This is a genomic window from Stenotrophomonas sp. GSD10, assembly GCF_056172695.1.
The window spans coordinates 1,802,993-1,817,451 of record NZ_JAOCMC010000002.1; the positions used below are offsets into that span (position 1 = coordinate 1,802,993).

Below are 14,459 nucleotides of genomic sequence, written 5' to 3' on the forward strand. Positions count from 1 at the left end.
GGTTCGGGACGGTTCCCGGGCCGGGCATGGCCCGCACCTTCGAGCACCCTGGCTTCCAGGTTGCCGCTACCGTCGATTCACTTCGACGGTAGCGGCGCCTTCTGCCGTGGATCAGCGCAGCAGGCTGAGCACGCCCTGCGGCACCTGGTTGGCCTGGGCCAGCATGGCCGTACCGGCCTGCTGCAGGATCTGGGTGCGGGTCAGCTCGGCGGTTTCCTTGGCGAAATCGGTGTCCTTGATGCGGCTACGCGAGGAGGACAGGTTTTCCGACGAGGTCTGCAGGTTGGCCACGACCGAGGTGAAGCGGTTCTGGATCGCACCGAGGTCGGCACGGGTGCTGTTGATCGCACCCAGGGCCTTGTCGACCACTTCCAGTGCCTGCTGTGCGCCGAGCACGGTGCTCACGTCCAGCTTCTGCACGTTGGCGGCGGTATCGGCACCCGCGGTGTAGGCACCGGCGGCGGCAGCGGTACCCCAGGTCTTGGCGGTGCCATCAAAGTCGCTGCGCATCAGCGCGATGTCGGCAGCGGCCACGGCCTTGCCTTCCTTCACCGAGCTCAGCTTCAGGGTGCCGTCGGCATTGGCTTCGGCGTAGATGCCGGCTTCGCCGATCTTGGCGTTGATGGCGGTGGCCACGGCCTTGGAGGCATCGGCGGTGGTGGCACCGGCCTTGACTTCGACGGTGCCGATGTCAACGCCCATCACGGTGCCGGAGAAACGGGCGCCGTCGGTGCTGGCGGCCAGCGCAGCGGTTGCACCGCTGGCGAAGGTCGAGGTGCCCAGCGAGCCGGCCTTGGCGTCGATGGTCTTGTCGATGGCGATGGCCTGGCCGGCGTTGGCGCCGACCTGGAACAGCTGGCTGGAGAACGAGCCGTCCAGCAGCTTGGTGCCGTTGAAATCGGACTGCTTGGCCACGCGGTCGATTTCGCTGACCAGCTGGGTCACTTCGGCCTGCAGGGCCTTGCGGTCGCTGGCCGAGTTGGTGGCGTTGGAAGCCTGCACCGACAGCTCGCGGACGCGCTGCAGGTTGTTGCCGATTTCGGTCAGCGAACCTTCGGCGACCTGGGCCAGCGAGATGCCGTCGTTGGCGTTGCGGATGGCCACGTCGGTACCGCGGATCTGGGTGCCGAAACGCTCGGAGATCGCCAGACCGGCGGCGTCGTCCTTGGCGCTGTTGATGCGCGAACCGGAGGACAGGCGCTGGATGGTGGTGGCCAGCGAACTGCCGCTGGTGCTCAGGTTGCGCTGAGCGTTCAGCGACATCGTATTGGTGTTGATGACTTGTGCCATGGTGCTTTTCCTTTGGCGGAGGTGGAACGTGTTTCAGGATCCGGGCGCCGCATCATGCAGCGCCCGGAGATCGAGCGGCGAGCGGATCAGCGCAGCAGGCTGAGCACGCCCTGCGGCACCTGGTTGGCCTGGGCCAGCATGGCCGTGCCGGCCTGCTGCAGGATCTGGGTGCGGGTCAGTTCGGCGGTTTCCTTGGCGAAATCGGTGTCCTTGATGCGGCTGCGCGAGGAGGACAGGTTTTCCGACGAGGTCTGCAGGTTGGCCACGACCGAGGTGAAGCGGTTCTGGATCGCACCGAGGTCGGCGCGGGTGCTGTTGATCGCACCCAGGGCCTTGTCGACGATTTCCATCGCCTGCTGGGCGCCCTTCACGGTGCTGACGTCCAGGTTGCTGGCGTACTTCGCCGCCGGTGCCGCCGCAGCGGTGGTGGCGGTGAAGGTCGGCGCGGTGGCGCCGGTCCAGGTGCCCGGGGTCGCGGTGATGGCCTTGAACGAACCGTCGGCGTTGGTGCTGTCCTTGACCGAGGTCAGGGTCACGCCGGTGGTGCCGTTGACTTCGGCATAGACGCCGGTTTCGCCGATCTTGGCGTTGATCGCGGTCACCAGCGCTTCACGCGAGGCCTTGCCGGTGGCAGCGGCGTCGGCGCCCTGCTTGACCGAGACATCGGCGATGGCCACACCGTTGATGGACAGGCCGGTGGTGCTGAAGTCACCGTTGGTGCCCGGGTCGGCCAGGGCCAGCGAGTTGGTGTCGAAGCGGGCGCCGCCCAGGGCGTTGGCCTTGGCGTCGATGGTCTTGTCGATGGCGATGGCCTGGCCGGCGTTGGCGCCGACCTGGAACAGCTGGCTGGAGAACGAGCCATCCAGCAGCTTGGTGCCGTTGAAATCGGACTGCTTGGCCACGCGGTCGATTTCGCTGACCAGCTGGGTCACTTCAGCCTGCAGGGCCTTGCGGTCGCTGGCCGAGTTGGTGGCGTTGGAAGCCTGCACCGACAGCTCGCGGACGCGCTGCAGGTTGTTGCCGATCTCGGTCAGCGAACCTTCGGCGACCTGGGCCAGCGAGATGCCGTCGTTGGCGTTGCGGATGGCCACGTCGGTACCGCGGATCTGCGTGCCGAAGCGCTCGGAGATCGCCAGACCGGCGGCGTCATCCTTGGCGCTGTTGATGCGCGAACCGGAGGACAGGCGCTGGATGGTGGTGGCCAGCGAGCTGCCGCTGGTGCTCAGGTTACGCTGAGCATTCAACGACATCGTATTGGTGTTGATGACTTGTGCCATGAGGAGAGGTCCTTGAGCGGTTGCACGTGAGTTGGGTTAGGCGCCCCCGACGTGCCCCGGGGGCGACTCATGTCAGCGCTGCAACAGGCTGAGCACGTTCTGCGGCACCTGGTTGGCCTGGGCCAGCATGGCCGTACCGGCCTGCTGCAGGATCTGGGTGCGGGTCAGTTCGGCGGTTTCCTTGGCGAAGTCGGTATCGCGGATGCGGCTGCGCGAGGCGGACAGGTTCTCCGAGGAGGTCTGCAGGTTGGCCACCACCGAGGTGAAGCGGTTCTGGATCGCGCCGAGGTCGGCGCGCACGCTGTTGACCGATTCCAGCGCCTTGTCGACGATCGACATCGCCTTCTGCGCGCCCTCGGCGGTGGTGACGTTCAGGTCCTTGACGAAGCTGGCCGCTGCACCGGTCAGGGTGCCGCCGTTGGTGCTGGTCTCGGTCAGGCCCAGGCCGGCGAGGGTGGCGGCGGTGGCGCCGGTCGGCGGAGTGGCCGCGCTGACGCCCAGGGCGAAGGTCTGGCCATCCTTGACCGAGGCCAGGCTGATCACGCCGGCGTTGACCGAGGCGACCACACCGGTTTCACCCAGCTTGTTGTTGATCGCCGCCGCGGTGGCCGAGCTGATCGATTCGCCGGCCTTCACCGTGAAGTCGCTGATGGTGACCGTGGTGGCGGTGCCGCCCGGCGGGGTCACCGAGACCTGCAGGCCGGAGTAGGTGGTATCGGCAGTGGCCTTGTCCACGGCCAGCGCGGTGCCGGTGTAGCCGTTGGCGAAGGTGGCTGCGCCCAGCGAATCGGCCTTGGCGTTGACCACGCTGTTGATGGCGATGGCCTGGCCGGCGTTGGCGCCAACCTGGAACAGCTGGCTGGTGAAGCTGCCGTCCAGCAGCTTGGTGCCGTTGAAGTCGGCCTGCTTGGCGACGCGGTCGATTTCGCTGACCAGCTGGGTCACTTCGGCCTGCAGGGCCTTGCGGTCGCTGGCCGAGTTGGTGGCGTTGGAGGCCTGCACGCCCAGTTCGCGGATGCGCTGCAGGTTGTTGCCGACTTCGTTCAGCGAACCTTCGGCGACCTGGGCCAGCGAGATACCGTCGTTGGCGTTGCGGATGGCCACGTCCAGACCACGGATCTGGGTGGTGAAGCGCTCGCTGATGGCCAGGCCGGCGGCGTCGTCCTTCGCGCTGTTGATGCGCAGGCCGGACGAGAGGCGCTGGATGGTGGTGGCGAGCGAGCTGCCGCTGGTGCTCAGGTTGCGCTGAGCGTTGAGCGACATCGTATTGGTGTTGATTACCTGTGCCATGGGGTCGTCTCCTCTTATATGGAACCCGTTGGTGAATGAAACGAAGCGCCGCCTGTTTTTTGTGTGGCTGTGTGCTTCGCCGTTGCCAAATGAATAACGGCGCTTTGTCAACAACCTTTAGGCGTGAATTCCGTCGAAGCTGAAATCCGGTGCCGGAGGCTGTTTTTCCGGGGTTTTCAGCCCTGGTCGGGCGTGAAGGCGACCCCGGAAGGGGCGGTTGGGCATGCCCAACCAGCGCTGATGAAGGTATCGGCGGGGCAGGGCCGGGCTTGATGGGCAATCACGGAAAATGCGCAGGAGCACCTTTCCGGTAGCGCCTGGCCACGCCCGGCGAGCGCGACGGAACGGGCACGCAGGAACGAAAAAGGCCGCGATGCAGGGCATCGCGGCCTTCAGAGGGTGACGCTTGCGAAGCGTCAGCGGATCTTGTTGAACAACGACATCGACTGCATCTGCGAGAAGATCGTCTGTGCCGCCTGCAGCGCGGTGCTCTGCAGCTGGTACTGGCTCAATGCATCGGCGTAGTCCAGGTCGCGCATCTGCGACAGCGTGGTCTTCAGGGTCACGCTGTTGGCCTCGCGCATGTCGGCCGCGTTGTCCAGCGCCTTCAGCTGTGCGCCACCGGCGGCACGCGAATCGATCATCCGTTCCGACGCACGCGCGACATCGCGCAACGCGCTCTGCAACTCGTTCTGCTGCGCGGACATCTTGGCGGTGGTGCCGGTGTCGGCATCCAGCGCGGCAATCAGCTTGTCCATGGTGTCGAAGATGTCGCGGCTGGTGGCCGGCTTGACGTTGAAGCTGTCGCCGGCCGCCGGCGCGCCGGCGAGCTGCAGGCGTACGCCGTTCACTTCGATGTTGTCGCCGGCCTTGTAGGAGCCGGTGCCGGTCACGTTGCCGGCACCGTCCAGCACCTGGTACTGGTCGGCGGCGGTGAAGCGGATGCTGAACGACTGCCCGTTCCAGCTGTCACTGCCATCGCGGGTGATGTTGGTCAGCACGCCATTGCCGGTGTTGCCGGCCGCGGCATTGCCGTCGACGAACCCATCGCCGGTGGGAATGCGCATGAAGATCTCGCTGCCGGGCAGCGCATCGCGCACGTAGGTATCCGGGCCGACTTCGATCTGGCGCTGGGTCTGGTCGCCACGGTAGACCACCTTGCCGTTGATCTTGGCAAAGGGCGGATCGCCGTCATTGGTGCCGCCGAACACGTAGCGGCCGGTGCCATCGTCGGCGTTGGCCAGCGACAGCAGGCCGTCGCGGATCTGGTTCATCTCGGTGATCAGCGTTTTCTTGTCGGCCGCGCTCAGCGCCGGGTTGCTGGCCTGGATGGTCAGATCGTTGACGCGGGCCATCAGGTCATTGACCTGGGCCAGGGTGTTTTCCTGCACGCCCAGGCGGTTCTGCACGTTGCCGGCGTTGAGCTTCATGCGCTCCAGCGCCGCCAGGCTGCGATCAAGCCCGACAGCCGCGCCGGCGCCGACCGGATCGTCCTTGGCGCTGACGATCTTGCTGCCGGTGGCGATCTGCTGCTCCAGGTGGCTGAGCTTGGCCTGCTTGGCCATCATCAGCGACACCGACTGGTTGTACATCATTCCGGTGGAGATACGGGTGCTCATCGGCGCACGGCTCCCAAGATGGTCTGGAACATGCTGTCGGCGGTCGAGATCAGCTGCGACGCAGCCTGGTAGGCCTGCTGCAGGCGAAGCATGTCGGCGGCTTCCTCGTCCAGGTTGACGCCGGACACTTCATCGCGTGCGGCCTGCGCCTTGTCATTGATCACCAGCTGCGCGTCCAGCGAATACTCGGCCGAGCGCGCAGCCGCGCCGACCTGCGTGGTCAGCCCGCCCAGTGCACCGTTGAGAGTGACCGTGCCGCTGTTGAAGGCCTTGGCGCTCTCCACCTTGGCCAGCCGGGATGCATTGCTGTTGTCGGACGAGCCGGCCGGGGTCGGGGTGATGTTGAAGGTGTCACCGACCTTGGGCGCACCGTCGAGCACGAAGCTCCAGCCGTTGGCGCTGATGGTCTGGCCGGGGGTGTAGGTCTGCGGGGGCCGCCGTCGATGGTGTAGGTGGTGGCCGAGGTGAACACGATCGCCGCCGGATTGCGCAGGTTGGCATTGCTGGCGTCGGTCACGGTGACACCGCTCAGCTTGCCTGTGCCGGTGTTGGCGGTGGCGGCCGCACCCTTCACCGCAGCGGCGGCGGCGATCCGCGAAGGATCGGTGATCGCCACTTCCAGGCTGCCGGCGACGCCGGCGGTGGGCTGCAGCAGGAAGCGATCGTTGGCGGCCGGCGTACCACCGACCACCAGCTGCACACCGTTGATCACCAGCGGGTCGGCGGCGGTGCCGGTGCCGGTCAGCGGAATGCTGGCGCCGGTATCGGCGCGGCTGGCCTTCCAGTTGCTGCCGTCGAACTGCAGCACCACGTTCTGCGCGTCGAGCTTGCCCAGGTCGCCATAGGTGGCGCTGAGACTGGCGGTGCCGGTGTTGCTGGTGTTGCCGGTGACGCGCGGGTTGCCGATGTTGAAGAAGTCGCCACCGAGCTGGCCGTACAGGTCAACGCCCTGGTGATGGGCCTGGTTGAAGCTCTCGGCCAGGCCCACCGCCAGCTTGCCCAGTTCGGCCTGGGCCGGGGTCAGCACCGTATCGCGGAATTCCAGCAGGCCACCGATCTGGCCGCCCACGGCCTTGGGGTCCAGGCGGATGGTGTTGCCCTGGGTTTCCAGCGCCAGCTGCAGGCGCTCGGGCTGGTAAGGGTCGGCCACGGTGGTGACCTTGGTGGCCGTGGTGCCCACCACCAGCGCGTTGCCGCCGGCGGTGTAGACATTCATGATGCCGCCGTCCTGGATGACCGCGGTGCCGCCGGTATAACCGATCAGCTGGGTGATGAGCTGGTCACGACGGTCGAGCAGATCCGGGGCGGCGGTGGCCAGGTTGGTGCCGATCGCCCCGTTGATCTGCGCGATTTCCTGCGCCAGCCGGTTGACCTCGGTGGCACCGGCCAGCAGGCCGTTGTTGACTTCACTGTTGAGGTTGTTCAGCTGCGTGTTGAGCTGCACGAATCGGTTGGCCAGGGTCTTGCCGCCATCGAGCATGTTCTGGCGGTCGGCGGTGCCGGCGGCGTTGGAGGACAGGCCGCTGACCGAGTCGAAGAAGTTCGACCAGACGCCCGAGACATTGGTGGCCGCATCGGAGAACAGCGCATTGACCCGGTCAGCCATGCCTGAAAGCTGCTTCAGGCGCGCCAGTTCGCCACTGCTGTCGAGCAGGCGCGAAATCGCCAGCTGGTCGGCCGTGCGTCGGATGTCGGTGATGCGGGTGCCGTTGCCGACCGTGCCGTAGCCGTAGTTCTGCGGATCGGCGGTGGCGAAGTCGACCTTCTGCCGGCTGTAGCCGGGGTATTGAGGTTGGCCACATTGTGGCTGGTGGTCGCCAACGCACGCTGGAAGGCGAGCAGGGCACCAGTACCGGTGGAAAGTACGCTGGACATGGGGTTCCTCAACGACGGGTGATACCCAGCGCCGCGGTTGCGGTGCTGGCGAAGGTCTGGCCAAGGCGCGAGCCGGCATCGGCCACGGCGGCCACGGCACGCTCGATGGTCGGGCCGCCGGCAATGGCGGCGATCTTGGCGGCGTAGCGCGGGTCGGTGGCATAGCCGGCGCGCTGCAGGCCACGGGCGAAGCCCTGCACGTCGGTGCCGGCCTGCAGAGCCTGCTGGTAGCGCGGGCTGGTCTTCAGCAGGCGCACGTAGTCGGCGAAGCTTTCGGCCGGCGAGCTGTAGGCGCGGAAGCTGGCGGTCTCGTTGCGGCGCACGCCATCGACGTACTCATGGGTGCCGGCCACGGCGCGCTGGCCGTTCCAGCCGGTGGCCTTGATGCCGAACAGGTTGTGCGAGGTGCTGCCGTCGGCGTGCTTGATCTGGCGCTTGCCCCAGCCGGTTTCCAGCGCGGCCTGGGCGACCAGTGCGCGGGCGTCCACGCCCAGCTCCTTGGCCGCGCTCTGCGCGTGCTGCCAGATGCTGGCCACGAAGCCTTCCGGCGTATGCGCACCCAGCTGGGCGACAGCGGTACGGGTGGCCATCGCATCGGCAGGACTGACCGCGGTACCGCGATTGCTGGCGGTGGCCGCCCACTGGTCGTTGTTGGCAGCCCAGTCCTCACCCTGCAGGCCACCGATGTACGGATCCTCGGTGCCCAGCGAGCGATGCATGCTGCTGCTCTCGCGGCCGGCGATGAGGTCCAGGGCCTGCGCCATCGGGGCCAGCGCGGCCTGTGCGCCGTCCTGTGCGCCGGCGGCCATCTGCTGCAGCAGGCGCACGGCCTGGCTGCCGTCTTCCAGCGGCAGTGCCGGTGCCGGGCGCGCCGGTGCGTTGAGCTGGTAGGCACGGCTGGCCTTGGCCGGGTCCACGCGGGTATCCAGTGCCGGGCCTTCGGCTGCCTGGCCGGACAGCTGGCGGGCAATCATCCCCGACAGCCCCAGGCCCTTGCCGCGGGTCATTGCCTCGGCAATCTTCTGGTCGTACATGTCGCGGAACATCTTGTTCTCGCCGGGAAACAGCGAGTCGCCGAAGCTGGCATCACGCATGCTCTTGACCAGCATCTGCGCGAACTGGCCTTCCAGCTGGCGCGCGACCTTGTCGATCTTGGCCGGGTCGTTCTGCTGTGCGGGATTCAGATCGAATGCGGGAGTGATGCGCATGTCAGATCACCTCAAGCTCGGCACTCAATGCGCCGGCCTGCTTCAGGGCTTCCAGGATCGCAATCAGGTCGCCCGGCGCCGCGCCCACCGCATTCACCGCGTGCACGATCTCGTCCAGCGTGGTGCCGCCGCTGAACTTGAACATGCGGCTGCCATCGTTGGTGGCGGTGATGGTGGACTGCGGGCTGGCCACGGTGCGGCCACCGGACAGGGCGTTGGGCTGGCTGACGTTGGTGTTTTCCTGGATCGTGACGGTCAGCGAGCCGTGCGAGATCGCCGCCGGGCCGACCCGCACCTGCTGGCCGATGACCACGGTGCCGGTACGCGAATTGACCACCACCTTGGCCGGAGCGCTGCCCGGGGTCAGTTCCAGGTTCTCGATGCGGGCCAGCAGGCCGATGCGCGCGCCCGGGTCGGTCGGTGCGGTCACCGCCACGGTTACGCCATCGACCGCGCGCGCCGCGCCTTCGCCGAACGCGTTGTTGAGCGCAGCGACCATCCGCGAGACGGTGGTGAAATCGTTGTTGTGCAGGTTCAGGGTGATGTCGCCGCCATTGGCCAGCGGGTCGGGCAGGGCGCGTTCAACGGTGGCGCCATTGGGAATGCGGCCGACGCTGGGCACGTTCACCGAGACCCGCGAACCGTCCTTGCCCTGGGCACCGAAGCCGCCGACGATCAGGTTGCCCTGCGCGATGGCATAGATCTGGCCGTCGGCACCGCGCAGCGGCGCCATCAGCAGCGAGCCGCCACGAAGCGACACCGCGTTGCCGATCGAAGAGACGGTGATGTCGATCGGCTGGCCCGGCTTGGCGAACGGCGGCAGTTCGGCGTGGATCGCCACGGCCGCTACGTTCTTCAGCTGCGGGTTGACGTTCGCTGGCACGTTCACGCCCAGCTCGCCGAGCAGGTTCTTCAGGCTCTGTACCGTGAAGGGCGCCTGGCTGGTGCGATCACCGCTGCCATCCAGGCCGACCACCAGGCCGTAGCCCACCAGCGCGTTGCCGCGCACGCCACCGACCTGGGCCAGGTCCTTGATGCGCTCGGCGCTGGCGGGGCGACCATCGCCATCACCAGGAAAACTGATCCGTAGAGCGACGCCACGCGTCGCTGCCAGGAAGAAGCGGAGAAGAGTTTCATGGCCATACTCAGAACGGCGTCAGGCCGGAGTTGAAGAAGCGGCTCAGCCAGCCCATCGCGTTGGACTGCGCAACCGGGCCGCGACCGCCGTAGACGATGCGCGCTTCGGCCACGCGGCTGGAGGGAATGGTGTTGTCCTGGCTGATATCGCCCGGGCGCACGATGCCCTGTACCTGCACCAGTTCGTCGCCCTGGTTCAGCCGCAGGTTCTTCTGCCCCTGTACCACCAGGTTGCCGTTGGGCAGGCGCTGGATCACCGTGACCGTGACATTGCCCTGCAGGCGGTTGCTCTGCGCGCTGTTGCCCTTGCCACTGAAATCACGCTTGCCTTCCGCACTCGCGCTGAGGATGTCCTTGCCGCCCAGGGTGACCGGCGCACCGAAGATGCTCGGGCTGCCCAGGCTCAGGTTGGATTCCTTGTTGGTGGCGGTGTTGGCGCTGGTCTGCGCAGTGGTGTTTTCCAGCAGCGTGATGGTCAGCAGGTCGCCGACGTCGCGCGCGCGGCGGTCCGAGTACAGCTGCAGGGTCGGGCCGGCGGCATAGATCGCACCGGCAGTTGGCGCGGCCTGCGGCGGCATGATCGGCTGGATCGGTGCCATCGCCGCGTAGGGACGCACGTCGCCGGCGATCACGCAGCCACCGAGCAGGGCGACCACGGCGCAGGCCAGGGCAGTGCGGGCGAAGTTGGAAATGGACGACATGGCGGTTCCCCGGTTGTGCCGGTCAGATCTTGTTGTTGAGGTAGCCGAGCATCGAGTCGGTGGTGGAGATCGCCTTGGCGTTCATTTCGTAGGCGCGCTGGGTTTCGATCATCGACACCAGCTCTTCCACCACGTTGACGTTGCTGCCTTCCAGCGCACCCTGCACCACGGAGCCCAGGCCGTTCAGGCCGGGGTTGCCGTTCTGCGCCGGACCCGATGCGGTGGTTTCCAGGAACAGGTTCTCGCCACGGGCCTGCAGGCCGGCTGGGTTGACGAAATCGGTCAGGGTCAACGCACCCACTTCCACCGAGGCGGCGTTGTCGGCCATCTTCACGCTGATGGTGCCGTCGCTGCCGATGGTCACCGACTGCGCACCCTCGGGAATCTGGATGCCCGGCTGCACCGGATAGCCGCTGTTGGTCACCAGCTCGCTGTCCTGGTTGATCTTGAACGAACCGTCGCGGGTGTAGGCCGAGCTGCCGTCGGGCATCTGCACTTCGAAGAAGCCACGGCCGTTGACCATCACGTCCAGTGCGCGGCCGGTCTGCTGCTGGCCACCCTGTTCAAAGTTCTTGGCGGTGGCGACCACGCGCACGCCGGTGCCCAGCTGCAGGCCGGTCGGCAGCTGCGTCTGTGCCGAAGAGGAACCGCCGGGCTGGCGCACCTGCTGGTACAGCAGGTCCTCGAAGCTGGCACGGTCCTGCTTGAAGCCGGTGGTGTTGGTGTTGGCGAGGTTGTTGGAAACCACCGACATGCGCATCTGCTGCGCATCCAGTCCGGTTTTCGCGATCCACAATGCCTGGTTCATCTTCGCTGTCCTGTCTGGTGAAGCCGGCCGCGTGGTGCGGCCCTTGGTAGGGGTGTGCAAGCGGTGTGCCAGCGCCGGTGCCTGCCGGTGCCGGAATTCCGTCAGCTGCCCAGGCGCAGCAGGCTGTTGGCGCTGCGCGCGTTGTCATCGCCGTGCTTGATCACCTGCACCTGCATTTCGTACTGGCGTTGCAGCTGGATCATCTGCACCAGCGCGCCGGCGGCATCAACGTTACTGCCCTCCAGCTGGCCGCTGTGCACCGCCGTACCCTGGGCGGGCGCGAACGGCTGGCGCGGGTCGGTGTTGCGGAACAGGCCATCCAGGCCGCGCTCAAGGCGCTCGTCCGGGGCCTGTACCACCTTGATCCGGCCGATCTGCGCCATCGTCTGCGGGCCTTCGCCCTGCGGGATGATCGAGATCGTGCCGTCGGCGCCGATCTCCATCGCCTGGTAGGGCGGAATGGCGATCGGGTTGTTGTTGTCATCCAGCACCGTGCGCCCACCGGAGGTCACCAGCTGGCCGTTCGGCGTCACCGACAGGGCGGCGCCGCGCGTATACGCTTCGCTGCCGTCGCTGGCCTGCACCGCCAGCCAGTTGCCGCTCTGCAGCGCCAGGTCCAGCGGCTTGCCGGTGATGTGCTGCGCGCCGGGCCGGCGGTTGAAGCCGGCGTCGACGTGCAGCGCATCCACCCGCGAGGCAAAGCCCGGGCCGCGGATCGGGAAGGCTTCGGTGTTGGCCAGCGCTTCCTTGAAGCCGGGGGTGTCCGAGTTGGCGAGGTTGTGGCTGAGCGTTCCCTGCGCCTGCAGGGAGGCGCGGGCACCGGTCATCGCCACGTAAAGGGCTTTATCCATGCGGGGAGTTCCGTGACAGGGTCAGCGGGTCATCAACGGATGTTGATGACCGTCTGGGTGATCTGGTCCTGGGTGGTGATCATCTGCGCGTTGGCCTGGAAGTTGCGCTGCGCGGTGATCATGTTGACCAGCTGCTCGGTGAGATCCACGGTGGACGCCTCCAGCGAGCCGGCCTGGATCTTGCCGAGGTTGGAGGTGTCGGGCATGCCGGTGCGCGGCGTACCCGATTCGAAGGTCTCCACCCACAGATTGTTGCCCTTCGATTCCAGGCCCTGGGTGTTGTTGAAGGTGGTCAGCGCGACCTGGCCCAGCGGCTTGTCGTCGCCGTTGGAATAGCGGGCGTAGACCACGCCCGATTCGGACACGGTGATCTCGTTGAGCTTGCCGGCGGCATAGCCGTCCTGCTGCGTGTTGCGCAGCGCGAACTTCTCGCCGTACTGGGTCGAGCCGCCGATATCCAGCGTCATGTTCAGCTGGCCGGCACCGGTGGTCGGGGTGAAGGTGCCCAGGCTGACCTTGCCGTTGGCCGGGCTGGTCAGCTTGCCGCTGTTGTCGAAGGTGACCGCCGTGGGGGTGCCGGCCGGCTGGCCGTCCACGTAATTGCGCACGGTCCACTCGTTCGGGTTGGCGCCCTTGACGAAGTAGGAGACCTGGATATGGCTCACGCCCAGCGAGTCATACACGGTGATGCCGCCGCTGGAGTGGTTGTAGCTGTTGGAATCGGTCGGATCGAAGGTGGCGACCGTCGGCTGCTTGGCATTGGCCGGCAGGGTGAAGCCGACCTTCACTTCGCTGGTCTGCTTCGGCGGGCTGTCGGTGGTCAGCAGCTGCAGGTCGACCAGGCGGCCGGCATCGAAATTGGTGCCGTCGGCATTCGGCGCGAACACCTGCAGGCGTGCGCCCTGCGGGTTGACCACATAGCCGGACGAATCGGTCTGGAAGTTGCCGGCGCGCGAGTACACGCGCGAGCCGTTCATGTTCATGGTGAAGAAGCCCTCACCGGAAATGGCCATGTCCAGGCTGCGCCCGGTCTGTTCGTTGTGGCCCTGGATGAACTGCTGGGCGACGTTGGAAACGCGCACGCCCGAGCCGGTCTGGTTGGTCGACAGGCCATAGCTGGTGGAGGCGAACAGGTCGGCGAACTCGGCACGCGACTGCTTGAAGCCGGTGGTGTTGACGTTGGCGACGTTGTTGGCGGTGACGCTCAGGTCGGTGTTGGCGGCATTGATGCCGGACAGCGAGACATTGAAGCCCATGGGATGCTCCTGGTTGATGCGGAATGTGCGGCTCAGCTGACGCGGAGCACGTAGTCGATCGGGGCCGTGCCCAGGCCCTTGAGGTTCAGGTACAGGCCGTCAGAACCGACGGTCACGCTTTCCACCGGCGCCTGCACATAGGTGGACAACTTGGTGCTCTTGCCGGCGGTGTCGACGTGGTTGGCGACGATGGAATACTTGCCCGGTTCCATGCGCTTGCCGTTGGCATCCTTGCCGTCCCACTGGAAGGCGGTCTCGCCGGCGGCCTTGGCTTCCACGCTCAGCGAGGTGACCTTGGCGCCATTGGCGTCGGTGATGTCCACGGTGATGATGCCGGCCGACGGCGCGGCCACCGTGCCTTCCACGTTGCCTTCCTTCTCCAGCACCAGTTTTTCAGAGGGCACCAGCACCTGATGGCCGACCAGCGCGGCACCCCGCAGCACCTGGTCGCTGGCCATCGACTCCTGGAAGCCCTTGACCGTCTTGTTCAGATCGGTGATGCCCTGCACGGTCGACATCTGCGCCATCTGCGCAACCATCTGCGTATTGTCCATCGGCTTGAGCGGATCCTGGTGCTGCAGCTGCTCGGTCATCAGGCGCAGGAAATCGGCCTGGTCCAGCGTGTTCTTCTTCTTGGTCGCGTTGCTGTTGGGGGCGTTCAGGCCGAGGGCACTGTAGACGTCCTGGCTGGTCTGGTTGTTGACGGCGGTGGTCATGGCGGTATCCGGTACTGCGGGCCTCAACGGCCCATGGTCAGGGTGGCCAGGGCCAGTTCCTTGGCGGTGGTCAGCATCTCCACGCCGGCCTGGTAATTGCGCGAGGTCGAGATCAGGTTGACCATCTGCGCCACCGGATCGACGTCGGGCTGGTAGATGTAGCCATCGGCATCGGCCAGCGGGTGGCCCGGCTCGTAGCGCTTGATCGGCGCTGCTTCGCTCTGGGTGATCTCCTTGACCTTCACCGAAGTGATGTTCGGATCGTTCTTGCTGGTGACGGCCTGGAAGATCGGCTCCAGTGGCTTGTACACGGCGTCGGCGGAACCGGCGACGGTGTCGGCGTTGGAGAGGTTGGAGGCGATGGTGCTCATGCGCACCGACTGCGCCTGCAGTGCGGAGCCGGCGATATCGAAGATCGGCAGGTTGCTCAT

The 14,459-nt window shown here is 66.5% G+C and carries 11 protein-coding genes and 2 pseudogenes; all 13 read right to left on the reverse strand.

All coding sequences use genetic code 11. From position 1 onward, the window contains the following. Positions 1 to 111 precede the first annotated feature (111 nt). The gene (locus N4G47_RS08565) at positions 112 to 1,290 is read right to left on the reverse strand and encodes a flagellin (RefSeq protein ID WP_107230464.1); all 1,179 of its coding nucleotides are present in this window, start codon (positions 1,288 to 1,290) and stop codon (positions 112 to 114) included. Positions 1,291 to 1,376: 86 nt separating this feature from the next. Further along, positions 1,377 to 2,567: a flagellin gene (locus N4G47_RS08570; RefSeq protein WP_475286447.1), complete on the reverse strand. Its 1,191-nt coding sequence runs from the start codon at positions 2,565 to 2,567 to the stop codon at positions 1,377 to 1,379. A gap of 72 nt (positions 2,568 to 2,639) precedes the next feature. Continuing rightward, entirely contained in the window at positions 2,640 to 3,857 is a 1,218-nt protein-coding gene (locus N4G47_RS08575) for a flagellin (protein ID WP_107230466.1), read from the reverse strand. Positions 3,858 to 4,273: 416 nt separating this feature from the next. Then, on the reverse strand, positions 4,274 to 5,476 hold the full coding sequence (gene flgL, locus N4G47_RS08580) for a flagellar hook-associated protein FlgL (RefSeq protein WP_475286449.1): 1,203 nt from the start codon (positions 5,474 to 5,476) through the stop codon (positions 4,274 to 4,276). After that, positions 5,473 to 7,351, reverse strand: a pseudogene (gene flgK, locus N4G47_RS08585) (flagellar hook-associated protein FlgK). The gene flgL and the pseudogene flgK overlap by 4 nt, the downstream one beginning before the upstream one ends. Before the next feature lie 8 nt (positions 7,352 to 7,359). Continuing rightward, positions 7,360 to 8,559, reverse strand: a complete 1,200-nt coding sequence (flgJ, locus tag N4G47_RS08590) for a flagellar assembly peptidoglycan hydrolase FlgJ (protein WP_475286451.1) — start codon at positions 8,557 to 8,559, stop codon at positions 7,360 to 7,362. A 1-nt stretch (position 8,560) separates the two neighbouring features. Then, a pseudogene (locus tag N4G47_RS08595) lies at positions 8,561 to 9,696 on the reverse strand (flagellar basal body P-ring protein FlgI). A gap of 8 nt (positions 9,697 to 9,704) precedes the next feature. Further along, complete coding sequence (flgH, locus tag N4G47_RS08600; protein ID WP_107230471.1) at positions 9,705 to 10,397, reverse strand: flagellar basal body L-ring protein FlgH; 693 nt, start codon at positions 10,395 to 10,397, stop codon at positions 9,705 to 9,707. A gap of 22 nt (positions 10,398 to 10,419) precedes the next feature. Beyond that, complete coding sequence (gene flgG / locus N4G47_RS08605) at positions 10,420 to 11,205, reverse strand: flagellar basal-body rod protein FlgG (protein ID WP_475286454.1); 786 nt, start codon at positions 11,203 to 11,205, stop codon at positions 10,420 to 10,422. Between the two features lie 101 nt (positions 11,206 to 11,306). Beyond that, a complete protein-coding gene (locus tag N4G47_RS08610) occupies positions 11,307 to 12,056 on the reverse strand; it encodes a flagellar basal body rod protein FlgF (RefSeq protein WP_475286456.1) in 750 nt (249 codons plus the stop codon). Between the two features lie 32 nt (positions 12,057 to 12,088). Continuing rightward, positions 12,089 to 13,312 (reverse strand): flagellar hook protein FlgE, encoded by a 1,224-nt coding sequence (gene flgE, locus N4G47_RS08615; protein ID WP_107230472.1) that lies wholly within the window; start codon positions 13,310 to 13,312, stop codon positions 12,089 to 12,091. A 32-nt stretch (positions 13,313 to 13,344) separates the two neighbouring features. Then, positions 13,345 to 14,028 (reverse strand): flagellar hook assembly protein FlgD, encoded by a 684-nt coding sequence (locus tag N4G47_RS08620; RefSeq protein WP_014647064.1) that lies wholly within the window; start codon positions 14,026 to 14,028, stop codon positions 13,345 to 13,347. Between the two features lie 23 nt (positions 14,029 to 14,051). Next, positions 14,052 to 14,459, reverse strand: coding sequence for a flagellar basal body rod protein FlgC (flgC, locus tag N4G47_RS08625; RefSeq protein ID WP_005416461.1), 408 nt, complete (start codon positions 14,457 to 14,459; stop codon positions 14,052 to 14,054).

What these genes read in the sequence shown, in the direction of transcription:
- flgC (WP_005416461.1), bottom strand. Translation starts at nt 14,459, where the DNA reads ATGAGCAACCTGCCGATCTTCGATATCGCCGGCTCCGCACTGCAGGCG.
- N4G47_RS08575 (WP_107230466.1), bottom strand. Translation starts at nt 3,857, where the DNA reads ATGGCACAGGTAATCAACACCAATACGATGTCGCTCAACGCTCAGCGC.
- flgH (WP_107230471.1), bottom strand. Translation starts at nt 10,397, where the DNA reads ATGTCGTCCATTTCCAACTTCGCCCGCACTGCCCTGGCCTGCGCCGTG.
- flgE (WP_107230472.1), bottom strand. Translation starts at nt 13,312, where the DNA reads ATGGGCTTCAATGTCTCGCTGTCCGGCATCAATGCCGCCAACACCGAC.
- flgJ (WP_475286451.1), bottom strand. Translation starts at nt 8,559, where the DNA reads ATGCGCATCACTCCCGCATTCGATCTGAATCCCGCACAGCAGAACGAC.
- flgG (WP_475286454.1), bottom strand. Translation starts at nt 11,205, where the DNA reads ATGAACCAGGCATTGTGGATCGCGAAAACCGGACTGGATGCGCAGCAG.
- flgL (WP_475286449.1), bottom strand. Translation starts at nt 5,476, where the DNA reads ATGAGCACCCGTATCTCCACCGGAATGATGTACAACCAGTCGGTGTCG.
- N4G47_RS08570 (WP_475286447.1), bottom strand. Translation starts at nt 2,567, where the DNA reads ATGGCACAAGTCATCAACACCAATACGATGTCGTTGAATGCTCAGCGT.
- N4G47_RS08610 (WP_475286456.1), bottom strand. Translation starts at nt 12,056, where the DNA reads ATGGATAAAGCCCTTTACGTGGCGATGACCGGTGCCCGCGCCTCCCTG.
- N4G47_RS08620 (WP_014647064.1), bottom strand. Translation starts at nt 14,028, where the DNA reads ATGACCACCGCCGTCAACAACCAGACCAGCCAGGACGTCTACAGTGCC.
- N4G47_RS08565 (WP_107230464.1), bottom strand. Translation starts at nt 1,290, where the DNA reads ATGGCACAAGTCATCAACACCAATACGATGTCGCTGAACGCTCAGCGC.